Source organism: Liquorilactobacillus uvarum DSM 19971, assembly GCF_001434935.1.
Taxonomy (GTDB): Bacteria; Bacillota; Bacilli; order Lactobacillales; family Lactobacillaceae; genus Liquorilactobacillus; species Liquorilactobacillus uvarum.
Window position 1 is genome coordinate 90,217 of sequence record NZ_AZEG01000008.1, and the last position, 24,211, is coordinate 114,427.

Annotated in this window: 23 protein-coding genes; 17 read left to right on the forward strand and 6 right to left on the reverse strand. The window is 33.6% G+C overall.

Annotated features, from left to right (window positions below; genetic code table 11):
* Positions 1–305 precede the first annotated feature (305 nt).
* Together FD20_RS13720 and FD20_RS05715 are read left to right on the forward strand one after the other, a co-directional pair.
* Positions 306–881, forward strand: coding sequence for an aggregation-promoting factor C-terminal-like domain-containing protein (locus tag FD20_RS13720; RefSeq protein ID WP_057736602.1), 576 nt, complete (start codon positions 306–308; stop codon positions 879–881).
* A 604-nt stretch (positions 882–1,485) separates the two neighbouring features.
* Positions 1,486–1,734: a hypothetical protein gene (locus FD20_RS05715; RefSeq protein ID WP_057736603.1), complete on the forward strand. Its 249-nt coding sequence runs from the start codon at positions 1,486–1,488 to the stop codon at positions 1,732–1,734.
* Positions 1,735–2,011: 277 nt separating this feature from the next.
* On the opposite strand, the gene FD20_RS05720 is transcribed toward FD20_RS05715, so the two are convergent.
* A complete protein-coding gene (locus tag FD20_RS05720) occupies positions 2,012–2,554 on the reverse strand; it encodes a biotin transporter BioY (protein ID WP_057736605.1) in 543 nt (180 codons plus the stop codon).
* A gap of 169 nt (positions 2,555–2,723) precedes the next feature.
* Between FD20_RS05720 and bioB the strand changes: the two genes are divergently transcribed.
* The 14 genes from bioB (at position 2,724) to FD20_RS05790 (ending at position 17,395) form a co-directional block, all read left to right on the forward strand.
* Entirely contained in the window at positions 2,724–3,686 is a 963-nt protein-coding gene (gene bioB, locus FD20_RS05725) for a biotin synthase BioB (RefSeq protein ID WP_057736651.1), read from the forward strand.
* Positions 3,687–3,817: 131 nt separating this feature from the next.
* Positions 3,818–4,624 carry an alpha/beta fold hydrolase gene (locus tag FD20_RS05730; protein WP_057736607.1) on the forward strand — a complete coding sequence of 269 codons (807 nt, stop codon included), beginning with the start codon at positions 3,818–3,820 and terminating at the stop codon, positions 4,622–4,624.
* Positions 4,625–4,808: 184 nt separating this feature from the next.
* Positions 4,809–6,005 carry an MFS transporter gene (locus tag FD20_RS05735; RefSeq protein WP_235807720.1) on the forward strand — a complete coding sequence of 399 codons (1,197 nt, stop codon included), beginning with the start codon at positions 4,809–4,811 and terminating at the stop codon, positions 6,003–6,005.
* A 69-nt stretch (positions 6,006–6,074) separates the two neighbouring features.
* Positions 6,075–6,482: a VOC family protein gene (locus FD20_RS05740; protein WP_057736611.1), complete on the forward strand. Its 408-nt coding sequence runs from the start codon at positions 6,075–6,077 to the stop codon at positions 6,480–6,482.
* A 150-nt stretch (positions 6,483–6,632) separates the two neighbouring features.
* Entirely contained in the window at positions 6,633–7,025 is a 393-nt protein-coding gene (locus FD20_RS05745) for a fluoride efflux transporter FluC (protein WP_057736613.1), read from the forward strand.
* 10 nt (positions 7,026–7,035) lie between these two features.
* Entirely contained in the window at positions 7,036–7,380 is a 345-nt protein-coding gene (crcB, locus tag FD20_RS05750) for a fluoride efflux transporter CrcB (protein ID WP_057736653.1), read from the forward strand.
* Positions 7,381–7,914: 534 nt separating this feature from the next.
* On the forward strand, positions 7,915–9,006 hold the full coding sequence (gene asd / locus FD20_RS05755; RefSeq protein WP_057736614.1) for an aspartate-semialdehyde dehydrogenase: 1,092 nt from the start codon (positions 7,915–7,917) through the stop codon (positions 9,004–9,006).
* A gap of 477 nt (positions 9,007–9,483) precedes the next feature.
* On the forward strand, positions 9,484–10,632 hold the full coding sequence (locus FD20_RS05760; protein ID WP_057736616.1) for an MFS transporter: 1,149 nt from the start codon (positions 9,484–9,486) through the stop codon (positions 10,630–10,632).
* A gap of 293 nt (positions 10,633–10,925) precedes the next feature.
* Positions 10,926–12,752, forward strand: coding sequence for an FAD-dependent oxidoreductase (locus FD20_RS05765; RefSeq protein ID WP_057736618.1), 1,827 nt, complete (start codon positions 10,926–10,928; stop codon positions 12,750–12,752).
* A gap of 936 nt (positions 12,753–13,688) precedes the next feature.
* Positions 13,689–14,615, forward strand: coding sequence for an alpha/beta hydrolase (locus tag FD20_RS05770; protein ID WP_162255625.1), 927 nt, complete (start codon positions 13,689–13,691; stop codon positions 14,613–14,615).
* A 53-nt stretch (positions 14,616–14,668) separates the two neighbouring features.
* Complete coding sequence (locus tag FD20_RS05775) at positions 14,669–15,406, forward strand: AzlC family ABC transporter permease (protein WP_057736622.1); 738 nt, start codon at positions 14,669–14,671, stop codon at positions 15,404–15,406.
* A complete protein-coding gene (locus FD20_RS05780) occupies positions 15,407–15,745 on the forward strand; it encodes an AzlD domain-containing protein (protein ID WP_057736624.1) in 339 nt (112 codons plus the stop codon).
* Between the two features lie 225 nt (positions 15,746–15,970).
* A complete protein-coding gene (locus FD20_RS05785; protein ID WP_057736626.1) occupies positions 15,971–16,369 on the forward strand; it encodes a GNAT family N-acetyltransferase in 399 nt (132 codons plus the stop codon).
* A 111-nt stretch (positions 16,370–16,480) separates the two neighbouring features.
* Positions 16,481–17,395: an alpha/beta fold hydrolase gene (locus FD20_RS05790; protein WP_057736628.1), complete on the forward strand. Its 915-nt coding sequence runs from the start codon at positions 16,481–16,483 to the stop codon at positions 17,393–17,395.
* Positions 17,396–17,622: 227 nt separating this feature from the next.
* On the opposite strand, the gene FD20_RS05795 is transcribed toward FD20_RS05790, so the two are convergent.
* Both FD20_RS05795 and FD20_RS05800 read right to left on the reverse strand, forming a co-directional pair.
* Positions 17,623–18,591, reverse strand: a complete 969-nt coding sequence (locus FD20_RS05795; protein ID WP_057736629.1) for a DUF1307 domain-containing protein — start codon at positions 18,589–18,591, stop codon at positions 17,623–17,625.
* A 295-nt stretch (positions 18,592–18,886) separates the two neighbouring features.
* Complete coding sequence (locus tag FD20_RS05800; RefSeq protein ID WP_057736631.1) at positions 18,887–19,744, reverse strand: DMT family transporter; 858 nt, start codon at positions 19,742–19,744, stop codon at positions 18,887–18,889.
* Positions 19,745–19,915: 171 nt separating this feature from the next.
* Between FD20_RS05800 and FD20_RS05805 the strand changes: the two genes are divergently transcribed.
* Positions 19,916–20,830, forward strand: a complete 915-nt coding sequence (locus FD20_RS05805) for a LysR family transcriptional regulator (RefSeq protein WP_057736633.1) — start codon at positions 19,916–19,918, stop codon at positions 20,828–20,830.
* A 641-nt stretch (positions 20,831–21,471) separates the two neighbouring features.
* Here the strand turns inward: FD20_RS05805 and FD20_RS05810 are convergent.
* Genes FD20_RS05810 through FD20_RS05820 form a run of 3 tightly spaced genes read right to left on the reverse strand, consistent with a single transcriptional unit; the run spans position 21,472 to position 23,798 of the window.
* Positions 21,472–22,110: a TetR/AcrR family transcriptional regulator gene (locus FD20_RS05810; RefSeq protein WP_057736635.1), complete on the reverse strand. Its 639-nt coding sequence runs from the start codon at positions 22,108–22,110 to the stop codon at positions 21,472–21,474.
* 1 nt (position 22,111) lies between these two features.
* The gene (locus FD20_RS05815; protein WP_057736637.1) at positions 22,112–22,885 is read right to left on the reverse strand and encodes an ABC transporter permease; all 774 of its coding nucleotides are present in this window, start codon (positions 22,883–22,885) and stop codon (positions 22,112–22,114) included.
* Positions 22,875–23,798 carry an ABC transporter ATP-binding protein gene (locus FD20_RS05820; protein ID WP_057736639.1) on the reverse strand — a complete coding sequence of 308 codons (924 nt, stop codon included), beginning with the start codon at positions 23,796–23,798 and terminating at the stop codon, positions 22,875–22,877. Before FD20_RS05820 ends, FD20_RS05815 begins: the two co-directional genes overlap by 11 nt.
* Between the last annotated feature and the right edge of the window lie 413 nt (positions 23,799–24,211).

The following is a 24,211-nucleotide window of genomic DNA, read 5'->3' on the forward strand; positions in this document are numbered from 1 at the left end:
CAGTCTTTTTTTGTTATAGGAGAATTATTGTTGATATTTCGTCTAAAAATGGTACTGTATCTTGCTGTTAGTAGGATGAAGCATTATTTTAATACAAATTAACAAAAACTAAATCAAACAATTAATAATACTTAATAATTCTTGCTAAACTTTGAATGCCTTATTACTAATGTTACACTAGTTTGACTTTATTTTAGAATCTTAAAAAATTAGTAATCTTGTTAAAACACCTCTGTTATGTTATTAGTCCATACTTGTCAGCATAGTCGATTAAGTCAAGGAACTAATAGGAGGAATATAACCATATGAAATTAAGAAAAAAATTTACTGCTGTGGCTCTTGCAACAACTAGTATTTTTGCCCTTAAAGTCACAACAGCTAACGCTGACAATATTCAACCGAATCATGGTGGAAATCGACAACCAATTGCAGCACAATATAACAGATCAACTTCACAATATAGATACAGTTATCACTATAAATATCATCCCGTAAAAGGTATTGCTGCTTACCACACAAATAGCAGCTTCAGTAACGGAAACCAAACAAATTCGAATACAAATACAACAACAGTAGCAAACACTGCTACCTCAAGTTCTAGCGTAAGTGATAATACAAGTACGTCAAATTCAAGCACATCAACATCATCTAGTTCAAGTGCAGAAGAGGCAGCTAAGGATTGGATCGCTCAAAAAGAATCAGGCGGTTCATATACTGCTCAAAATGGACAGTATTATGGTAAATATCAATTAACTCTTAGTTACTTGAATGGCGACTTATCAGCCGCTAATCAAGAAAAAGTTGCTAATCAATATGTAGCCTCTCGTTATGGATCTTGGGTTGCTGCAAAAACACATTGGGAAACTTATGGTTGGTATTAAAAGAATTGCTGATTGGATTAATTAAGTTCTCTGATCAAGCTAAATTAATGTTTTGTAGAATATCAAAAATCAGAATTGATTTTTGATATTCTTTTTTAACTTTAATTGAGGATATTGCATAATCTGGATGGTGTTTCCAAATACTTAAAATTTTGAATTGTTAATACAATTTCAATCTTCTTGTGTTTTTATAAAAGCCTCGATAAATGCAAAAAAATAATTGTATACCGTAGTACTTTTGAAAATACCACTTAAACTCAAGAATTTCATTGATAATTAAAGTATCCACGAATCTGTAGACAAGAGATATAATGGCAACATTTGTATTTGTGCAAAATACAGATAGGCTTCATTTCAAACGTTTAATTGATAATTTGTTAATGCACTAGAGAATTATGTAACGTTAAAATTAACAAAAAGTATAATTACTATAAAAATTACAAATAATATCTAAACGCCAGTTGCTTTTTAACTTTTTTTCTTAAACTCGTGCCTTTTCTTATCAAAGAACTAATCTTAGCTTCAAAAGATGTTAACAATTATCACCTATAATAATTACATTGAGTCAAAGGCTGCAATGTCAATTATAGAAGGAGATAATTTTATGAATATTAATCTGAATATTGTTTCAGCTAAAATAGTTGGGGTCAGAAAGCAACAAATTATCTGTAAAACAGAGACTAATGAATTACTTTTAATCAATAAACCTGACAAATTAAAAAATGACAAACTTTTCACTCAAGTTATGTTTGATCTTTTGCGAAACGGTCTCTGGATTCCTGTAAATAAAAAAATGAAAAAATTAATTCAGTATGACTGGTTAGATGCTTCAACCGAGAATTTAGCATTTTAATTCTAAAAAACATATACGTAATCCTACTTAGACAGTTTGACGAGACATTCAACTTTATTCGCTTGGCATAATTGTCTTTTAGTTTGCAAGTATACTGTATATTAAAAAAGTTGTGACACAGAGATCGATATCAATTCTGCCACAACTTTTTTATTTTAGACATTTCACATTTAAACAATGTTAATTCTCTACTGATTTTATAGCCCTTTATTCAAAAATGATACGACGCTATAGAATTTTCAATTCAAAACCCTCTAATTAATGACCCTGTACCAAACTAGATGTTACTCCTAAAAGCTGCATTAGCTTTTAGTTTTTCAAATATAAATACTGCTGCAATTGCTTTTATTGTATCCCCAGGGATAAAAACCAAGACAGAAAATATAGCTTTCAGCAACGGTATTCCTGTTATCACGCTCAGACCTATGGCTCCACATGTGTTTATGAAAACAACGCCAATAATCCAAATTATAGCAAAATCCACTAGTTGGTTTTTATTCGAAAATAATTTTAAAGCTTCTCCCATGATAAAAGGACAAAGTAAATAACTGACCAAATAACCCCCGGAAGGGCCAACAAAAACTGCAATTCCGCCACGACCACCGGGAAGAAAAGGGCAACCCAAAGCTACCAAAATAAGTAACATTAAAACTGCTAAAGTTCCTTTCTTTGAACCTAACAAAGCGCCTGCTAGTACAATTCCTAAGTTTTGCAAAACAATTGGTACTGGAATAAAACCTAATGGAATGCCTGGTATTAACCCTAGCATAATTAAAATAGCAGTCATTAAAGCAACTTGCGTTATCGTTCTTATTTTCATAAGAGACCTCCTAAATAATTAATTACGAATTAAACAATACATCTTTGTTAACCTTAATGTCAAATACAGTTAACCAAACCTTGCCTTTTTACGCCTTATGTGTGATTATTTTATTGTCAACTAAATCTATAAAAATAGTTAACTGAAAGGACAGATAAAATTGGATTATATGAAACTGGCACAAAAAATATTAATTGAAAACAGAGAAATAACAGAAGAGGAGGCGCTTAACATCCTGCACAGTGAAGAAGAGTGGTGGTCAATTTTTGCTGCAGGTGTTTATTTAAAAAATCAAGTGTCTCGAAATTCTTTAAGATTAAATGTTCTTTTAAGCGCAAAACAAGGTATTTGTAATGAAGATTGCGGGTATTGTGCCCAATCGCGAAGAAGTACTGAAAAAATTGAAAAATATGGTTTAGTTCCAAATGCTGTAATTTTAAAAAAAGCAATTCTAGCGAAAAAGAATCATGCAACTGTTTTTTGTATTGCACTCAGCGGAACGAAACCCTCTAAAAAAGAGGTGAACCAACTTTGCGAAATAATTCCTATTATAAAGAAAAGACTTAATCTTGAAATTTGTTTATCTGCTGGTTTTGTAGATGATAAGCAATTAGAGCAGCTCAAAAACGTTGGAATAGATCGAATAAATCACAACTTAAATACACCAAGAGAAAATTATCGCAAGATAGCTTCAACACATAATTATGATGATAGATGTGCAACTTTGGAAAAAGTTCATGATCATCAAATTAATGTTTGTTCTGGCTTTATTTGCGGCATGGGTGAAACAGACGAGGAATTAGTGGAACTTGCTTTTGATTTGAAACGAAGAAATCCTTTTTCTATACCGGTTAATTTTCTGCTTGCAATTGACGGAACACCCCTAGCAGGGAAAAACGAATTGACACCACTTAAGTGCTTAAAAATAATGGTTATGATGAGGTTTATTTTTCCTAATAAGGAGCTTCGACTAAGCGCCGGACGAGAAAAACATTTTGGATATTTGCAATCAATGGCACTTTTGTTAGTAAATTCAACTTTTCTAGGCGATTATCTGACAGAAGAAGGTGGAAATAAAAACGTAGATCTAGATATTCTTAGAACTTTAGGTTTAAATATAGAAAATAACTGATAAAATACTAATATAGAATAAACTGTGAGTGATCTTGTGAATTAAATGAAATTTTACATAGGTGTCGCTGCAGCAAATGCTGTCTGCATTTTAAGGTAGACATCTACTCCTTTAAAGAAAAGAGATTTTAAATGAAACGATCAATTGATGGTATTAATATTCACTACATTATAGAAGGACAGGGGCAGCCAGTTGTTTTGCTTCACGGTCTATGTTTAGACTTGAACTTCATGAAAATCAATTACAGCCAATTTCTTAATTGCGAAAAATATCAACAAATATACATTGACCTCCCTGGTATGGGAAAAAGTGACTCTTTTTCAGATCCTCATCCCAGTAGTGACTATTTAGTAGAATTGATTATAAAACTTATTGACACACTGAATATTGATAAATTTTATATTTGCGGACACTCATATGGTGGGTACTTAGCTCTCGGAATTGCATACAAAATTTCTGCTCGAGTAAAAGGGCTTTTTTTATCTTGTCCAGTTGTCACTGCAAATTCAAAAAAGAGAATAACCGAGAAACATTTACGTACTAAGCAAAAAATGTTTTCCTCTCATGCATCAAGTAAGTATATCGCCGATTTTTTAAAGATGAACATTGTTATTAATGGATTAACTTGGAAGAAGTATCTTGCTGAAATTGTTGTTGGACTAGAAAAATGCAATTTCAATTTTATTAAAGAACTACAGGATAATAATTTTAAATATTATGAATTAGCAGACGAACCAAAAATAAAAGAATGGCACACGGAAATTCCAACCTTTTTTATTTTAGGCAAACACGACCATGATGTTGGCTATAAGGAACAATCTGCGTTAGAATCGAACTTTAAAAAAAGTAATCTAGTGGTTTTAAAAGATGCAGGGCACAATCTGCCTATAGATCAGGGAAACATTTTTTCGGCATGTGTCAAAACTTTTTTTAGTTAGTACACTAGCCACTAGCCCATTACATATACTACAAATTGCAAATGAAACTAACTAATTGATTGAAAAATTTTATCTTATTTATAAAATTCTAATTTTTTTGGCTTTGTAAAAAGTGTTGTGCCGCTGTTAAATGGGATATGAGTATTGTCTCCATCTTTTTTTTAATGTATCCTTAGTAATTATGATGAATAAATCAAAAAAAACATATTTTCCACTTGTATTTAGTCCATTTGCTTCACAATTAGGTTCTGCTATTTACGTATTGGGACTCAATTGGTTAATTGTTCGGACAACCGGCAATACTAAATTGTTAGGACTGATTGAAGGGCTTGGAGGTTTAGCGTTTCTTTTAGGAGATTTTTTAGTTGGATTATTAGTCGACCAGTACAATCGAAAAAAAGTTTTAATATGGACAGATGTCGTCTCAGCGTTAATGTGTTTTATAAGTGGTTTTTACATAAATAATCAGCAACCGCAAATTTGGTTGTTAGTTGTAATTACTTTTATTCTGAATTTAATGCTTGCGTTAAATTACCCTGCAGCTAAGGCAATTGCACCAGAAGTGGTCGAAAAAGCACATTTGCAGAAATTTAATGCAGTCTCTAATACTTTTTTTAATTTGGCTAATGTCGGTGCACCACTTATTGGCGGAGTCTTGCTAGCAGTTAAGAATATTGATTTCAGTGAATTTTTAATAATTAATGCTATCTCGTATATTGGTGCTCTTTTAATGAATTTATTAATTCCATATAAAAAGAATCAAAAAGAGAAAAAGATTAAGAGAGAGTCGATTATTACCAGTACGCTGATTGGCTTCAAATATGTTAAAGGGCATCCCAATTTATTAATGTACATGTTGGCTATGGGATTTTTTAATTTTTGTTATGCTGGCTTTCTGTTAGCCGCACCTTATATTGCTCATCATTTTTTTGAAGGGGTGTCAACAAGCTATGGTTTGTTTCTAACAATTTCTGCTATTGGAGCTCTATTAGGGGGCTTATGGCTAACATTCCAAAAAAGCGAAGTTACATCTCAAAGAATATACTACGAACAACTTATTTATGGTTTCGTGCTTATTATTTGTGGAACTTTTTTGTCTCTATTTACTTGGATTCTAATCGCTTTAAGCTATGGTATTTTTCAAGCAAGATTTTTTGGCAGCATTACTACCTTTATTCAAAATGAAACAGACATTAAATTTTTAGGCAGAATATTTGGCTTAACTTTTTTATTTTTTGATGGAGTTCAACCTGTCGGTGATTTTATTTTTGGCTTTTTTATTAGCAGTTGGCAGCAATGGACCTATGTAGTTTTAGGCACCTTTTTAGTAGTTTTTTTCTCATTGCTACTGTATTTTAAAAAAAATAAGCTTTCAAATTGAATTGTTTCAATGTGTCATTATCAAAAAATTAAGTTAATTAAAAGGCAATATGTACCGGAGGCTGTTAGCGTGGGCAAAACAGGAATGATTAATCATATAGAAATATACGTCAGAGATTTGTACACTTCTAAAAAATTTTGGGAATGGTTATTGGTCAAACATTTAGGTTATAAGGTTTATCAGCAATGGAAAAATGGTATAAGTTATACTAAAGATGATTCTTGCTATATCGTTTTTGTTCAAGCCAAAAGAAGTAAACTGCTACCACCCTATAATCGGACAAGAGTTGGTCTAAATCACTTAGCATTTTCAATTTCAAATAAAGAAATTCTTGCTCATATAAAATCAGAATTGAATTCTTCAAAATACAAGGAACTATATGCAGATGAATATCCCTATGCAGGCGGAAATGAGCATTATGCTCTTTATTTTGAAGATCCTGATAGAATTAAAGTAGAATTGGTAGTTGAAGATTAGTTTGCCTTAATAGCTTTTTGACAAACATGATTACCATTAAAATTAACATGCTCTGCCTAGCAGCGAGTTACTTATAATTAAAAACTCTTTTCTCTGAGACAGACTTGGCCTTGGAAAGTACGGATGATTATTTCAGAGGAGGATAATTGATTGAAAAAAAATCTAATAAATATTCTAAGTGTACTATTCTTTGCTTTTTGGGGCGGTATATTGCGTTACCTATGCAGTGTATGTTTTAGCTTTAATGGTACTATTATTGTCAATCTTATTGGTTGTTTTTTGTTAAGCTTTTTGACATATTTTTTTATAACATTTAAAAACTTTGCGGAATGGTTAACAATTGGTTTGGGCACCGGTTTCGTAGGATCATTTACAACTTTTTCAAGTTTTAATCTTGATATTTTAAAATTAACCCTCCTTCATAATTCTGAATATTTATTTTTCTATTTAACAAGCAACATTTTTGGAGGACTTATACTTGCTTTTTTAGGATCGCTTATAGGAAGCTGCCTAGGAAGTAAAATGATACGAGGAGAAGAATAAGTTGATATATATGATTGGTTTAGGTGCTGCTATCGGATCTTTGCTGCGATTTGAACTAACACTAAAAATAAAAAAACATTTCAAAGAAAACTGGCCACTAGCAACTTTTTTAATTAATCTTAGCGGTGCATTTTTACTTGGATTAATGTTTGGTTCTCATCTTCAAGTGAATTACTTTCTTTTTTGGGGAACTGGAGTAGTAGGGGGATTTACAACTTTTTCAACTTTGAATTCCGAGTTAATAGGACTTTTTAACAATAAACATCTTTACGTGGGAATAAACTATATGCTATTTAGTTATTTAGGTGGTTTCGGGTTACTTATTACCGGATATTTTTTAGGTAAGTTGATATAGCCTCAAAAAACAAAGTATTATTTTTTAATAGTGATAATTCATCTACGCACATTGTATAACTTGAATTACTGTAATTTTTTCTAAATTAATATTTTGAAAATTATAAGATACCGCATAGTATATTAATATGTCTACAGAATACATTTTAAAAAGCTGTTTTGACATTCCTTTTTAGTAGTGCTACCATACCTTCATAACTATCGAAATGAAGTACATAACCTGTCTGGTACAATGCTTTAGAGGGCCTTAGTCTAGTGTATACTAAATGAGTTCTTTCATGCACTGATGATAAATTGCAAAGGAAATAAGTTTGTTGTTACTACCATTAATTTCTAAGCGTCTTGAAACAAACACTCGAAGTTATTAAAATTCATTTTGAGAACGGCTAGTTTAAGTATGTCTTCCTTATCAATAACACAGCTGTATATCTTTTTACTAATCATGCTTGATCTTCAGTACCAGTTCACAAATGCCTTTTATGACTACGATAAGTAAAATTGATATGGAGTATAAAAATAAAGTGAGGTCAAAACAATGAGTAAGAAATTAAGAGTTGGTATTTTAGGGGCAACCGGTATGGTTGGTCAACGTTACATTACATTATTAGCGGATCATCCATGGTTTGAAGTTGTCTTAGTCGCTGCTAGTTCACGGAGCGCTGGCAAGACTTATGAACAAGCTGTTGCTGGACGCTGGAAAATGGATGAAGCTGTACCAACGGCTGTTAGAGAGCTAACTATTTTGGACGTAAATCAAGTTAGTCAAATTGCAAAGCAGGTCGATTTTGTTTTTTCGGCTGTCAGTATGTCCAAAGATGAAATCAAAAAGATTGAAGAAACATATGCAAAAGCTGAAGTACCGGTCGTTTCTAATAATAGTGCCCATCGTTGGACACCTGACGTACCAATGATCGTTCCAGAAATTAACCCAGATCATACTCGCATTATCAAATATCAACGCGAGCGGCTGGGAACCACACGAGGGTTTATTGCGGTAAAACCTAATTGCTCGATTCAAAGTTATGCTCCTGCTTTGTCAGCGTGGCGCAAATTTGAACCAACTCAAGTAGTGGCAACAACATATCAAGCGATCTCTGGTGCGGGCAAGACATTTAAAGATGCACCCGAAATTTTAAATAATGTCGTTCCTTTTATTAGCGGTGAGGAAGAGAAATCCGAAAAAGAACCTTTGAAAATTTGGGGTCAAGTCGATGATCAAAAAAGGGAAATTATTCCTGCAACTTCGCCAATAATTACAAGTCAATGTTTGCGAGTAGCTGTTTTATATGGTCATACAGCGGCAGCTTTTGTTAATTTCAAGCAAAAACCAACTAAAGAAGAATTGATCGAGGCACTCGAAAACTACCGTGGTGTGCCGCAAGAATTGAAACTACCCAGTGCACCTGCACAATTCATTCAATATTTGACAGAAGATGATCGACCGCAAGTTCGTTTTGATGTTAATTTTGAGAACGGTATGGGGATTTCGATTGGCCGCTTACGGACTGATAAGATTTTTGATTGGAAATTTGTTGGTCTTTCACATAATACAGCTCGTGGAGCAGCAGGTGGAGCAATTCTATGCGCTGAATTGTTAAAGGCTCAAGGGTACATTACAGCAAATTAATTTAAGAACGATAATAAAATAATTAGTTACTAAAATATAAGTGGTGACAAAGAAATATTGCCGTAAGTCAGTAAAATTAGAGCACTAACGCAAATTACGAATCTCGTGCTTTTTTGCTTATGTGTAGCTCAAAAATTAGACAGAATTTTGACTTATGGAACACAACACATCTATAATAAAAGGCTGGCTCAGATTTCAAGTTTTGAATCAACCTTTTTTGTCTAATAATGAAATGTTTATTAAATTCAAAATTTTTGCGTTTGAACGATCTATTGAATAAACAAGTTTCTAGGAAAAAATGCAGTTATATCAACAAACCGTTATCCAAATCACACTACTCAATAGATCTGAATTTGTTTATATTATAAAATCAATCCAGTAGATAAGAACTAAATCTACCTGCATGATCAGATAAAATTTACTTGTCTCTAACAGTATATTTAGATTCTTATTACCGCTGACGCTTGGAGTTATAGCATGAAAAAAAACATTTCACTTCTTTCCGCCAGTATGTTTGTTAATATGGGAATTGGTCTAATAATGCCAATTACAACCTTATATATTCATCAAGATTTAGGAAAGAGTCTTGTTACATCTAGCTATGTTTTGATGGCTTTTTCTATTTTTATGGTGGTGGGCAATCTTTTGGGTGCCCAATTATTTGATCGCTGGCATCCCAAATTAACAAGTTTTCTAGGTGAAGGAATCGTTATACCATCCATGCTTTTGCTCACATTTTTTCCTACATGGCCGCTTTATGTATTGTTGCTTGTTTTGTATAGCTTAGGACTAGGTATTCTTAACTCAAGCATTAATGGATACATAGCCTATAGACAAAAAAATGACAGTAATCTTTTTACAACAGCTTATTGGTTAGCTAATTTAGGCATGGGTGTTTCTACATTCTTATCTGGTATACTTTTTTCAATCAATATAAAGTCGGTGTTTCTGGGAGCATTTTTGCTTTTTTTTATGACTTTTGTTATGACACTAGTATTTATTCCAAATATTAAAATTCAACATCAACCGAAAGAAATGAATCAACAAACGCCATTTAAAAAAAGTAGAAAAAATCTATTTAGTCTAACAACACTTTGCTTAATTTTAATTGTCATTTGGATTGGATATGAGCAATGGAACAGCAATATATCTGTCTACATGCTTTCTAAAAACAATTCCGTTCAGCAATATAGTTTTCTTTTCACAATCTCAACAATCGAAATTGTGTTTTTCCAACCTGTACTCAACCGTTTTTTTAGAAACACTTTTAAAAATGAAAAAATAAGGATGCTTATAGGAATTTTGCTATTTGGAGCTTCCTATCTCAGCATTTTTGAAGCAGAGTCATATTGGCGTTTTGTTCTTGGGATTACGTTGTTATCAATTGGAGATATGCTTGCTTTAACAACAACTCCCGCTCTTCTTAATAGGTTCGCCACAGATTATAATCGTGCTTCCATTCAATCTATCGGGGGAACTGCTGCTTCGCTTGGCAGAGCAATTGGTCCATTGATTGGAGGGGCTGTGGTAACTTTTACCAATTTCGCTCTCGGTTTTGTTCTAATGGCTTTGTTACACGCTGTGATAGCAGTACTTGGCATGTTTTTGCAGAAACCCAACACATAAAACTAAAAAATGATATTTTTAATCGAACATCTACAAATTATTACTCTTGCAAAGGAGTATTTTTTTATTTAGCATAAAAATTTTATTATTAAATACGATTTTTTGTGCAAGTAATAAAGTAATAGGAACCCAAACAACCATAAATTATTGCAAAATATATGTGATGTTAATCACAAGTTGATTGAATAAAACGTTTTAAAATGGTAATATACTTATTGAAAGCGTAACCATATAAGACTGAAAGAGTTTTATGTATCCTTACCAGTTGTTTTTATGCCTAGGAGGTATTTAATATGTCAGAATTAAAATCTGGAAAATATCGAGTTATTGCTAAGGAATATGAGGGAGAGACGATTCCGCTTGAAATTGAAATTGAGAATAATAAAATCATCAAAATCACTCCTCAAAAGAAAATGATCCCTGGAGGTTTAGAGGAGACAGTTTTCACACATTTACCTAAGCAAATCATAGAGAATCAAACACTCGAAGTTGATGCGATTTCAGGTGCTTCCCATTCTCGTCAGGGATTACTGGATGCAGTTCAAGAAACTGTACTTCAAGCAGGCGGAGATATAAATAGTTTCCATAACTTTCAAACTAGTAAAAATACTGCTGAAAAGCTTAATACTTTGAAACCAGACGTTGACATACGTGAAGATGCTTACTCTATTTGGCGGAAAATTCCAGAAAATGTCAGTAAGGAAATTAATACTGACTTCTTAATTATTGGCGCAGGAATCTCTGGATTAGCGGCGGCAGTTCAAGCAGGGTTAGATGGGATGAACACCCTTGTTATTGAAAAAAACAGTTTTGTTGCTGGAAATGGTGGTGGCGTTGAAGGTATCTTTGGAATTAATACAAAGATGCAAAAGTCAGCCGGAATTCATGTTCAAAAAGAAAAAATAATTGCCAAAGAAGCGGAGATGGGACAATATCGTGTTGATGGCTCCTTCTGGGTGGACTTAGTCAACAATTCTGCTGATAATATTGATTGGTTGGTGAAACAAGGTGTTCAGCTGAGTAAGGTTGATGATTATCATGGAACTTGTATGTTTCCTACTTTTCACTGGTATAAGGGGGGATTTGCTTCTGAGGGGTATGTTCCTTTTATGAAAAAACGTGCCGATGAATTAGGGGTCAATTTTCTCCTTGGAACATCGGCCAAAAGCGTAATTTTTGATGAAAACAGAGTTAAAGGTGTGTATGCTCAAACAGCAGAAGGTATCATAAAGATTAATGCGAAAGCTACATTATTAGCAACTGGAGGTGTTGGTCACAATCCAGAACTAATCGAGAAGCAAGGTTGGCCAACTAAAAATTTGCACTACTGCTCAATGCCAAGTAACACGGGAGATGGATATCAAATAGCCATGTCTTTGAGAGCGAAAGACATGCTGAGAGAATCGCCGGAGTTTATGATGAACTACATTCAGGCTCTACCACATGAAGGTGTTCATCTCTATATTGATCCAATTAATGGTTTTATGTCATTACCGTCGGGTGGTCCCGTTGTATGGATTAATCAAAATGGTAAGCGTTTCGTCAATGAAAATGTCAAAAAATATAATCTACTTTATCAACGAATGGCTATCGGAGCGACTAAAGTAACATACCAAATTTTCACTCAAAAGATTTACGATGAGATTACTAAAAATGTTTCAAATGCGAAAGCTGTTTTAGCCGAAGCAGTTGAAAAAAATGAAGGAAAATCGCTCTATAAGTCCGCTACAATTGAGGAACTTGCCCAAAAAATTGATGTACCTAAAAAGAATCTAGTGGCAACCATCAAGAAATATAATAAATTTGCACACAATGGTCGAGATGAAGAATTTGCCAAAGAGGCCGAAATGATTATACCAATTGAAGAGGGACCATTTTATATTGCGCGTCTAGATCCTTCAAATTTGATTGGCATTGGCGGAGTTGGCTCAAATCAAAAATTCGAAGTAATTGATGACGATTTTGAAAGAATTAATGGCCTTTACATCTCGGGAATGGACAGTGCAATGCAGTATCGTAATGTATATACCATTACTTTGGGTGGTTCCGCATGCGCGCACAACGTTAACTCAGGTCGTCATGCATCAATAAATGCTAAATCGTATATTGAAACATTATAAACAATAAAAAACACAAATTTTTTGTATTTAAATGTCTTATACTTATTAGGTAAAATCTAATGAATATGAGATATTTTTTATATAACGATATTCATTTAGTTTTAAGGATAATATACAAAAAACACGTCTCTTTTTTAAGACCACCTCAATTAGCACATACTCATACGATATCCGGACTAGCGCCAGCAATAGTTGAAGCTTGTAATACGTTCTCTGTGAATGTTTTTTAGTAAATATAAAATTGTTCAGAACTGAGGAATAAACCGATGCTTTAGTCAGTTTATGAGATTATGAGATGAATCTCCGTACAAATTAAATGCAAGCCAACCTGACAAAAACAAACCTTGAGAAATTGATTCCTCAAAAATAGCACCCCAGATCACGAGATTCTTAGTTGGTTTCAACATTATTTTAATAATTCTAAATGCCCCAAAGCTCTAAAAGTAATAATTAAGGCAAGTACAACTACAATTAAATTCACTATACTCTTAAAAAACAAAGATTCATCATAAAAAAGAATGCTCTAAATAGTATTATTCCCCAATATATTTACCTCTCTCAAGTCCAACGATTTTCACGACAATATTTAAACCTCTCCTTTGCCAAAATATATCTTTATGATATCATAATGATATCATAAAACAAAAAAAGTTCTGATCAAAGGTTTAAATTTAAAAATAAAAATTGTAAATAGTTATTAGAGTCAATAAACATTTATTATTAAAACAATTAGTATTGAATAACTTGATTTCTATCACATAAATATGTTGCTTGAAAGAAACATTTAATTGTGCAGCATACACTTAAAAAGATAACAGATAATTAAATTTTCTAGGATTTTTTTGTTATAATGGTATCAATTATTTAGTTTTTTATGTATTTAACACTTACTAATATTTGATTTGATTAATAATTATGAAACGGGATGATTGTATGGTGGCAGGTGATACACTGCTGGTTCAACTCATGCATAATTGGCAAGAGATTGCCAAAAAAGACCAAAAACGAATTCTCAGACAGCAAAAGCCACTCGGGTCTTTTGCACAAACTAATTATTCTTATGTTAGTAAAGCAGATCCATTGCAAAAACTTAACCTGTATTTTCCACTTGCTAATTCAAGTGCTGAAAAACTACCAACCATTATAGATATTCATGGTGGTGGTTGGATGTATGGTGATTGTCATCTAAATGACAATTATTGCCGTTTTTTAGCTTCTCAAGGATATGCCGTTATGTCTATGAGCTACCGCTTACTTCCACAGGTTGGACTCAAAAAAATAATAGAAGATATTTTTGAAAGTCTGCATTGGTTAGAAAAGTTTGGTCCACAAAAGGGATTTGATCTCGCACGTGTTCTACTAGTAGGCGATTCTGCGGGGGGACATTTAGCTGGATTGACACTGTGTATTCAAAAAAATTTTCAGTTGCAATCTCTTTATGAAGTTGAGGCACTTAAATTCAATTTTGATGCTCTGGCTGTTGTTTGTGGTGTAATGGAACCTAGCAAACTAGCCTTAGGAAAGGGAATTATGAGTCAAGCAGCCAATTTGCAGCTTGACTTGATGATCGGCCAAGACTCTGAAATTGCTGACACCATTGATTTTTCGCAAGTATGCCAAAATATTGACCTCCCACCAATAATGGTCATTGGAGGAGAAGAAGATAGCTTTTGGTGGCAAACGAAGCTTTTTTTAAAAGCTCTCAAAAAAAGCCAACTCAGATTTCAAACTAAGATATGGTTACATTCGCAAGGGTCACATTTGAAGCATGTATTTAATGTCACACATTGGGAATGGGCCGAAAGTCAAGAGACCAACTTGGCAATGTTGAATTTTTTCAAACGAACCATTGCTAAAAAGTAAAAAAGTTGATTTATGTGATATAAATTGATTGTTATAAAAAAGGAGAAGACCAGATGAAATCTCATTCTGCAACCGCATATTCAAGTTTTGGGGACGGAATTCGTGCAGCAATTCCAAATTTAATTGGATATATTACTATCAGTACCACATTTGGTGTTGTAGCCAGTTCTGCAGGTTTTTCGATTTGGCAGATTTTCTTATATTCTGCAGTGTTGTACGCTGGTTCTGCACAATTTATTGTTGTTAGCATGCTGCTAACAGGAGCTTCTACCAGTTCAATTGTTTTGATGGTCTTTTTAGTAAATTTCAGAATGTTTTTACAATCTCTTTCAGCAACTCAGCTTTTTCCAAAACAATCTTTCATTTCAGGGATAGCGATGGGTACCTTAATGACTGATGAATCCTTCGGTGTTATGACATTTGCACAAGCAGCTGGTAAAAATCCGTCAGCCAGTTGGATGCATGGTTTAAATGTAGCTTCCTGGATGGCTTGGTGGATTAGCGGCTTATTATCATCATTGCTCGGTACAATACTTACTAATCCCAAGGAGTGGGGGCTCGACTTCGCTTTAACCGCAATGTTTGCCGGTCTATGGGTTCTTACCGCTGGAGCTATGTGGGAACAAGATAAGCAGTCTCGTTTTTTGCTGATTGGAACAGTGCTTTTGACAATTGGGCTATTGTGGATTCTACTATGTCTTACCTCTGCAGCAGTGGCAACATTGGCATCTTCTATTGCTGCGAGCGCTATCATTACTTTCTTGACTAAAAAGAAGGAGGGCAACCCATAGATGAATTCTTCTAAATTTTATACTGTAATCACTTTATGTACGCTTGTTACTTGGATTCCGCGAATATTCCCGTTCATTTTTGCTAAATTTATCAAATTTCCCGAGTGGCTTTTGCGCTTTTTACGTTACTTACCCTTAGCAATGATGACAGCTCTCTTCGCAGAAAACTTTTTTGTCGTTCATCCTAACCAGCTTCCAGGAATTAATTTGTTAGCTCTTTTAGCCAGCATACCCGCAGTTGTTTTAGGTTGGCTAACACGATCACTGGTTTTAGTGGTAGTGATTGGAGTTGTCTCAATGGGGCTATTACGCTTTTTTTCTAATTGTTTACTACAATGAAAGCACTTGAAGAAATTGATGTTATTAAATGCAAATATACAGATATAATATTTTTTTAGAGTGGTGTTGGGTGTATGTTCTACTTTCGAACTTCATTACTTTGTATCTTTTTATTTTTTAAGATTTAGCAAATAATGTTCATTGAAAATCATATTGTTTTACTCAACGTTCAGCGCTATGATTACTAGAAATAAATAAATTATTTATACTTGGAGGTGAAAACTTTTGATTAGTTATACTAATAAAAAAGAAATAACTGCTGTTGATTTAGCACAAATTTTTAAGAATTCAGGTATTCATCGTCCTGTAGATGATTTACCTCGATTAAAATTAATGCTCAAGAATGCTGATATTCTTTGGACCGCATGGGATAACCAAAAACTTGTTGGCATCGCTCGGGCAATAACAGATTATAGTTATGCTTGCTATCTATCGGATTTAGCTGTTGATAAAACTTATCAACACCATGGAATAGGGCGAAGGTTAATTGAGAGCCTTCATTCACAAATCGGACCTGATGTTTCCTTGCTTCTTTTATCAGCACCTTCAGCGTTAGAATATTACCCAAAGGTAAATTTTGAAAGGATCGATAATGCATTTCTGAAAAGAAGAACGCCCTTTTGACAGCACTATTTGCTTATGATACAAATTTATTGCCATTAATGGAGGATGTTCTTTTAAATGATTGGCATACTAGCAATTACTAGTCTAGGCCTATTGGAGGTATAGAAAATATTGATATATATTTTAATTATATTAATCGTTATTTTGGGTATTATTATTGTTCATCAATATCATAAGGACATAAAAACTGCTTATAAAAGACTTGAATCCTATAATATAAAAACTATGGCTACAAAATTTGGAATAATGTCTTATGTCGACGAAGGAAAAGGTGAAGTAATTCTTATTTCACACGGAATCTTTGGGGGATATGATCAGGGCTCCACTAGCTTAAATCAAGTAGTAGGGGAACAGTACAGAAAAGTATCTATTTCACGTTTCGGTTACCCAGGATCGAAATTACCTAACAATCCAACTCCGAAAAACCAAGCAAAAGTATTTATTGAAATACTTGATGAATTGGGCATCAAACAGGCATACATACTCGCAACATCTGCTGGTGGCGCTGCTGGGTTCCAGTTTGCTTTAACGTACCCGGATAGGTCAAAAGGGTTGATTCTTTTATCATCAAGTGTACCTGATAAAAAAAGAAACACAGATGAAGTAAAAGCGCTCGGAACAGTGGGGCCGCCAAAACTACTAATCAATGACTTTTTTATGTGGTTTTTTACGAAATATTTTGGTTTTATATTCAACTCTATGATGGGAGCTGATGTAAACAAGAATGACTTGTTTAAAACAATGCTCCCTGTAAAGCCTCGCAAACAGGGAATTTTAGCAGATACTAAAATTACAAATATGGACATGCTGTCGCATTACGAAAAATATACGATTGAGAGATTGGAAATACCTATATTGGTAATTCATGCAAAAGACGATCCAATGGCAAAATATGAAAACGTAGAAAATTTACTCATCCGTGTTAAAGCCGAAGCTGCCATTTTTGAAACTGGGGGTCACACTATTGACGGACATGCTGACCAAGTAAAAAGGGCAATTAGACGGTTTGTAGAAAAAGAAAAATGATTTATGTTGTTTGGTGCAATACTTTGTTCAGTATGTTGAGTCGATAAAATATATAAAAAAACCGAACTCAAAAAGAGACGGCTTATATTTAAAGTATTCTAGTAAGACTACAATGGGTTTAAATATCTTTTGTAGGTGGTTCTTCTTGTGATCTACAAAAATAAAATGCGCAGCACATAGAGGAAGACCCTTAAACCAAGCATCATGAGTAAAACCAAAAAGTTAATTTAATTACTTTCACTTTTCGAAACAAGCTCATTGTTAGTAAAATAAAATCTGTAATTTTTATTTGTAGTTCTATTGCGATAAATCAACGTTGTGTAAGAGTTGGTACCACTGTAAAACACGGTTACTCTGGCGGGTTCACCTAAAACCGTAATTACAGCATCATAAGCAGTTCCATTTTCGAGAGAATCAAAAACTGTGCTCGAAATATTCTTTCCAGCGACACTATATCTGCTAAGGGTCTTTGTTCTGATTTGTTCTCCGATTGCATAAACAGATATATACGCTGCCTTATTTTGAGAAAGATACCAAAGATACATACTACGTTCCACGCCGGCGGTCTGTGTCTTTTGAGTTCGATCGGGTCTACCAAGTTGTTTTCTTAGTTCGGCAATAGTTGTGGCATCTGAGTCAATACTAGAGGAGGCAAGCTTGATTTTATTAAAGTCTTTAATTGAATAAGGTTTTTGCGTTAACTCTTTCTTAGTAAATTTTTTAAATTTATCATCAGTTATTTTAACGAATCTGTTTTTTTCCAGAAGTTCTTCACTCTTTTTCAAACTAATATTATTATTTTTAGCATTGGAAGAATAATACATACCAGGAAGATTTCTAATCTTATCGATATCGACTTTGCTATAGTCTATTGTTAACTTCTCCTGAGCATATGTTTTTTTATAAGTGATTTTTTCGGTCAAACCATCAATTCCTTGGAAACGTTTTGAAAATGGAACAAGTATTTGCTGTGCACTTTCCTTGTCAGTGACACCTAAAGCAGAGTAGAGAATTATACTTTGCGTTTCTTGTCGCATAACCTTGTCTCTTCGCGCATAATATGTCAATCGAGTATCAGTTCCGCTACGAAAGCGCTGATAGTGGACCTGTTTCTCTGGTAAAAGGCTGCAGGCCGCTAATATAAAAATAAAGACAAAAATTGATAAAATACTCCCCCAAAAATGATAGCGTTTCATTTTAATTTCCCCCCTTAACCAACTTATAGTATTAAGCGACATCTCTACAAGTTTATTTTACTTGGTGAGGAAAGCTTTGGAAAGTTAACAGCCTACTTCACTACTTTATTAGCCTACAAGACTCTTACTGTATATGAATCGTATTGTAAAAATTGGAACCACTACCAAAAGCTAATTCAAAAAATAAATATTTCTATAGGTTTGCCCTTTGTTTTTGAAAAACTTAACAATTATTCTCCTAAATAAACAGACTATTCTTGCATATCAACAAATTATGACTCTAAGAACTGATATATCAATGATCAATCAAAGTATAAGAAAGAGCTACAAAAATAATTATAATTCCCAAGACTTGAAGATAACTAGGGACAAATCCACTTATAAATACATCGATTAATATTGCAACTAAAGGGTCTAAGTAAGTAAGAGCAGAAACAGTTGTCACTTTGAGTCGGCGGATCCCTCCGTAAAAAAGTAAATAAACGACTCCTGTATGCACAACTCCTGTAAGGATACTGTAAAACCACTCAGACAATGTTAGTTCCGTGTAAAGTGAGTAATTAACAAATGGAAAAAGCATGACAACTCCTGTCAAGGTTTGTATTAAGGTCACAGCATAAGGGCTGAGCCGCTTGATCTTTTTTCCAGTTAAAATAACAAAAGCATAAAAAAATGCAGCAGCAATGGAATCTAGCGGTCCAACGAAGGACTGGCCATTTTGCATTGCTTTTAGTGTGATTCCTGAGATAAAGAGGGAGCCTATAAATGCAAGCACAACAGAAAGCAATCCCAGCTTCTGAATTGGCGCCTTAAAAAACACCCAGCTAATTAAAAGAACAATAATCGGTGCAAGATTATAAATTGAAATTGCAATCGTAACTGCTGTATGTTCAAGTGAAGAAAAAAATAAAAGCCAGTTTAATACAAGTAGTATTCCACCAATTATAACAATTGATGTTTCTTTTATTGCCCAGATTTCTTTTTTATACCATCCGCTAAAAAACCAGTAAATAGCCAAAAAGATCACTGCGCTGACACAGCGAATAAAAACAAGTTCCATCGAAGGCAGACCTGATAGGCGCGAAAAAAAACCGATAGTCCCAAAAATTATCATCGCCGTGCTTAATTGAATAAATGAGGTTTTTTTATCCATAGCTAAACAACTTCCTCTCATGTGACGAAAGATATTCGTCCGTATATTTTTGTAACCAATAAAATAATTATAAAAATAAATTATCTATCAGTAAAATAGATGTTTCCGAATTGATATATCGGAATAAACGATGTTTAATAGAACTATATAAATTAGGAGGCGAACTTTTTAATGGAAATCAGACAACTTAAAACATTTCAAACTATTGTTAATAATGGCGGTTTTACGAAAGCCGCGGCTAAACTGAATTATGCTCAATCTACAGTCACTGGACATATTCAGGAAATCGAGAAAGAGTTAGGAAAACCACTTTTTGATAGGCTAGGGCGTCAAATAGTACTTACAGAAACTGGGAAACAGCTGTTGGTTTATACTAATGAAATTATTGAGTTAATAGAAAAGGCCAGTCAATTATCTACAAACAATAAAGGAGTCAGCGGAACACTCGTGATTGGGGCATCTGAGTCGTTAACAACATATAGACTTCCACCAATTATTCGTACTTACAAAGCAAACTTTCCTCAAGTTCAAATTGTTCTCAAACCGTTGACCGATGAAGACATATTTGAAGAACTGAAACTAGGTCAATTGGATCTTGCTTTTTTCATGGGTAGATCAATCACTAACGAAGAACTAACTGCTATCCCTTTGGTCACTGAAAAAATGGCGCTTGTATTATCAAATCAGCAGTCCCCCAAAGCGGGAAACCTATTGAAAGACTTTCTTCCTGATAACGAAGTGATTTTATATACTAGTCGCGGGTGCGATCATCGTTATTTTTTTGAAGAATTATTGAACAAACATTCCTATACTCCGAGTGAAACGCTTGAGTTTTGGAGCATCGAAGCTTTAAAGCAATGTATTATTTGTGGATCAGGTACTTCATTTCTGCCATTAATTACAGTAAGAAAAGAATGGATGAACCACGAACTAACCTGCATTCTAACAAAGGAAAACAGAATTAGAACACAGATGGTATATCATAGAAACAAGTGGTTATCTCCTGCCACTCAAAATTTCATTAAGTTGGTAAAAAAGGAGGCAAAGAATTGGGAAAAAGAGATGATTTCCTATGATATCAATTAGTAGGGCTGGGAAGCATTAATCCGATGTTTAAATAATCAGGATGTGTTTCAAAAGTCAGTAAAAATTTAAATACTAACACGATATTATAGATATAGTGTGTTTTCAGCTTCTAAATAATATGAACATAGTGTCAGTTAAAGTAAAACCCTTACCATACAAAAAATAATAGGTTACTTAAAATAAAGTTTTTAATGAATTATCCATAATAGATAACGCGAATAAGCACATAAATGCTAGTCAACGAGCACCCGATTTTGATTGCAATAGCCGGGGATGTGAAGTTTGATAATAAAAAATTCAAAGCACTTTTCATAGTGAAGCTAAGATGGTTTCCTTCAACCAAGTTACTCAACCGATTTGATATGTTCTTGGAGCTGTGACTTCCTTTACAGTTAATAAAAATGAAAAAGTCTACTTGAATGCTTCACTTAAACGATTTAACACAATATCCACTGCAAGAGGAAGCTTGAATAGTACAATAAACTTATCACTGTCTGAATTGGAAAAACACTCTAGTTTTACTGAATGGATCAATACTGCGAAAGGCTGGCTAAAGACCAATTAGTTAAATACATAAAAAAACGTCCCTGAAAAGGAACGCTTTTTTATATGCATCACCATTCTATAAAGTCCGACTTCCATTATTCCCAACCATTCAAAAGAGCTTTAAGCCCCATCAAAAATTGTTGATCAGCAGTGTATTGTTCAGTCTGTAATGCTTGCAGTAGCTCACTTAAAAGGACTGAATTATCCTGTAACTCTTTCATTACTTTTGGATCTGCTTTCCCACCGTCTTCTGGTTCAATCGCTTCAGCCCAAACAAACCCCAATGTGTAAACAGTCAATGAATTGATTAAAAAAACTGTTGTTGGTTGAATATCCATGCCTTTTGTCTTTAACTTAGTCAAAATTTTTTCTATTAGCATAAATTCTGACTTAGTTACTATTGGGTGGGTTGAGATCAAAGGCAGTATATGCGGATGCTCTAGTAAAGTTTGTCGTAATTGGGACATCAAGGTAATTACCTGTGCTTGCCAGCTATCGTTCACTTTGCTGGGTTTGAAAACCAACGCTTTTTTCCAAATCAATTCGACTACTCCGTCAAAAAGTGCTCCTTGGTTTGGAAAATAACGATAAACAGCCATCGGTGAAACTTTCATTTTTTGTCCTAATTTGCGCATGGTAAACTTTTGAAGGCTTATTTGATCGAGTAAATCAAGTGCAATTTGTAAGATGTAAGTTCGACTTAAAGTTTCCTTTGTTGGCTTAACAGGTTTCATGTTAATTATTTCCTTCTTTCAACGGTCGATGATAAAAACCAAGCAGGGACACTAGACAAAAAATTATCGTCATACTCCAAAGTACTATTAAACAATGGCTAACAGTATTGAAATTCCCCTGGTCAAGACTAATTTTTTTAATAGCCGTGAGTCCCCAATACGCGGGGTCAATTTTCGCTAAAGCTTTTGCCCAATTAGGAAATGTGCTAACTGGCGATAAACTTCCACCCAAGCCAGCCATTAAAATGCCGAGAAAATTTGATAAAGCCAGCGCTATCGATGCAGATTTTGTCCAGCTGACTAGTAAGATGCCAAAAAAAGTCAGTGTTGCGGCAAAAGATATGATGACAATGATAAAGGCACTCCAGCTGCCATTGATACAGAACTTAAATAATAAACTGCTGATCAAAATCACTGCAGTAAGCTGGAACAATTGAATTAAATAGGATACAAACACTTTTCCCGTAATAATTTCAGTTAATGAAGTTGCTGAAATTTGTTGGCGATCCCAAGTATTCCATTTTGTTTCATCAAAAAACATTTGAATAATTAATTGAATCGAAAAAAATGAAAATAAAATCGCCAAACCTGGAATGACTTGTTCAGATCCATTAGCAGCTAAATAACCTTCTGCAACTAATTGATTTTTAGCCGCAGGTAACATAAATGGAGCCATAATCAGGGGAATTAAAATCATAATAAATTGTACAGTAGGTTCGGATAATTGCAAACGAGTATTTAATTTAATAACAGCTAATATTTGTTTAATTCTCACCGGTAATCTTCTTTTCTAATAACGTATGATAAGCCGATTCTAAATTTGATTTCAAAATTTTAACATTAGTTAATTGATTTTTTTTAATTTCTGGATCATTAAGAGCTTCTTGCAAGTAATCAACATAGGTTCGATTATTTTCTAAATTGATTAACTTCAAATGATCATTTTCTCTTTCCCAGCCCTTCAAATCAGGTAGTTGGTTATTAAAGTAAAGTTCCAGTGATGGTCGAGCAAACTTCTGAAGAATCCTTTCCAAGCTTCCTGTAGTTTGAACTATACCTTGATTTAAAAAAACAATTCTTGCATTGAGAGCTTCCATTTCTTGCAGATAATGCGTTGTATAAATAATTGTAACTCCTTGTTTACTAAGTGATTTAACGGCGCAAATGATCTGGTTACGCGAATCAACGTCCGCGCCTACAGTTGGTTCATCAAGAAAAATAATCTTTGCTTGACTCATTAACGCGATACCGGAATGAAGCCTGCGCTTTTGACCACCACTCAGATTTACTGCCTTTTGATTTTCGCATTTTTTTAATTTAAAAATTCCTATTACTTGCAAATATTTTTCTTTAATCTGTTTAGTGGATAAACCATTAAGCGCTCCAAAACTCTGCAGATTTTGTTTAACTGTTAAATGTGGGTAGATACCTAATTCTTGCGGGGCTATGCCTAAGTACTTCCTTAATCGATGTTTATTTTTAGATAATGTGTTATTTAATAGCCATACCTCACCAGAATCTGGATTTGTTAGACCAGTCATAACTTTAATCAACGTTGACTTTCCCGCTCCATTAGGACCTAACAGACCGATAATTTCACCTTGCTGAACTTCTAAATTTACACCATTTAAAATGGGGTGCTTGTTAAAACTTTTATAGATTTGGCTCAATTTAATAGCTAATGTCATTTTTTCTCCTTTGTTTACAATATAATCTATGTTTACAATGTAAACTATAATCGAATAAAATGCAAATATCAAAATAAGCATAACTTTTAAAATATGTATTTTTTTTAAGTGTTTTAAGATTATATGCACACTCATTTTCACGCATAAAAGTTTTTATCATTTTTTCAAAAAAGTAATTATTGTATCATAAATCTTACTTTAACAGTTACACAGAAGCTAAATTGGATGCTTACAGATCTCCAAAAAGGGCATTACAAATTGATCTACATATGTGTAATAGTGGTATGATAAGAAGATTATATTTTAATTACAATTATGATATACTTATCGCTATATTATACAAAGGAAGGGCAGTTATTATGCTCCTATCCTAGTATTTGGTACATAAATTTCTGAACAGTTGTGCCATAATT

What these genes read in the sequence shown, in the direction of transcription:
- FD20_RS13720 (WP_057736602.1), top strand. Translation starts at nt 306, where the DNA reads ATGAAATTAAGAAAAAAATTTACTGCTGTGGCTCTTGCAACAACTAGT.
- FD20_RS05715 (WP_057736603.1), top strand. Translation starts at nt 1,486, where the DNA reads ATGAATATTAATCTGAATATTGTTTCAGCTAAAATAGTTGGGGTCAGA.
- FD20_RS05720 (WP_057736605.1), bottom strand. Translation starts at nt 2,554, where the DNA reads ATGAAAATAAGAACGATAACGCAAGTTGCTTTAATGACTGCTATTTTA.
- bioB (WP_057736651.1), top strand. Translation starts at nt 2,724, where the DNA reads ATGAAACTGGCACAAAAAATATTAATTGAAAACAGAGAAATAACAGAA.
- FD20_RS05730 (WP_057736607.1), top strand. Translation starts at nt 3,818, where the DNA reads ATGAAACGATCAATTGATGGTATTAATATTCACTACATTATAGAAGGA.
- FD20_RS05735 (WP_235807720.1), top strand. Translation starts at nt 4,809, where the DNA reads ATGAATAAATCAAAAAAAACATATTTTCCACTTGTATTTAGTCCATTT.
- crcB (WP_057736653.1), top strand. Translation starts at nt 7,036, where the DNA reads ATGATTGGTTTAGGTGCTGCTATCGGATCTTTGCTGCGATTTGAACTA.
- asd (WP_057736614.1), top strand. Translation starts at nt 7,915, where the DNA reads ATGAGTAAGAAATTAAGAGTTGGTATTTTAGGGGCAACCGGTATGGTT.
- FD20_RS05760 (WP_057736616.1), top strand. Translation starts at nt 9,484, where the DNA reads ATGAAAAAAAACATTTCACTTCTTTCCGCCAGTATGTTTGTTAATATG.
- FD20_RS05765 (WP_057736618.1), top strand. Translation starts at nt 10,926, where the DNA reads ATGTCAGAATTAAAATCTGGAAAATATCGAGTTATTGCTAAGGAATAT.
- FD20_RS05775 (WP_057736622.1), top strand. Translation starts at nt 14,669, where the DNA reads ATGAAATCTCATTCTGCAACCGCATATTCAAGTTTTGGGGACGGAATT.
- FD20_RS05780 (WP_057736624.1), top strand. Translation starts at nt 15,407, where the DNA reads ATGAATTCTTCTAAATTTTATACTGTAATCACTTTATGTACGCTTGTT.
- FD20_RS05795 (WP_057736629.1), bottom strand. Translation starts at nt 18,591, where the DNA reads ATGAAACGCTATCATTTTTGGGGGAGTATTTTATCAATTTTTGTCTTT.
- FD20_RS05800 (WP_057736631.1), bottom strand. Translation starts at nt 19,744, where the DNA reads ATGGATAAAAAAACCTCATTTATTCAATTAAGCACGGCGATGATAATT.
- FD20_RS05805 (WP_057736633.1), top strand. Translation starts at nt 19,916, where the DNA reads ATGGAAATCAGACAACTTAAAACATTTCAAACTATTGTTAATAATGGC.
- FD20_RS05810 (WP_057736635.1), bottom strand. Translation starts at nt 22,110, where the DNA reads ATGAAACCTGTTAAGCCAACAAAGGAAACTTTAAGTCGAACTTACATC.
- FD20_RS05820 (WP_057736639.1), bottom strand. Translation starts at nt 23,798, where the DNA reads ATGACATTAGCTATTAAATTGAGCCAAATCTATAAAAGTTTTAACAAG.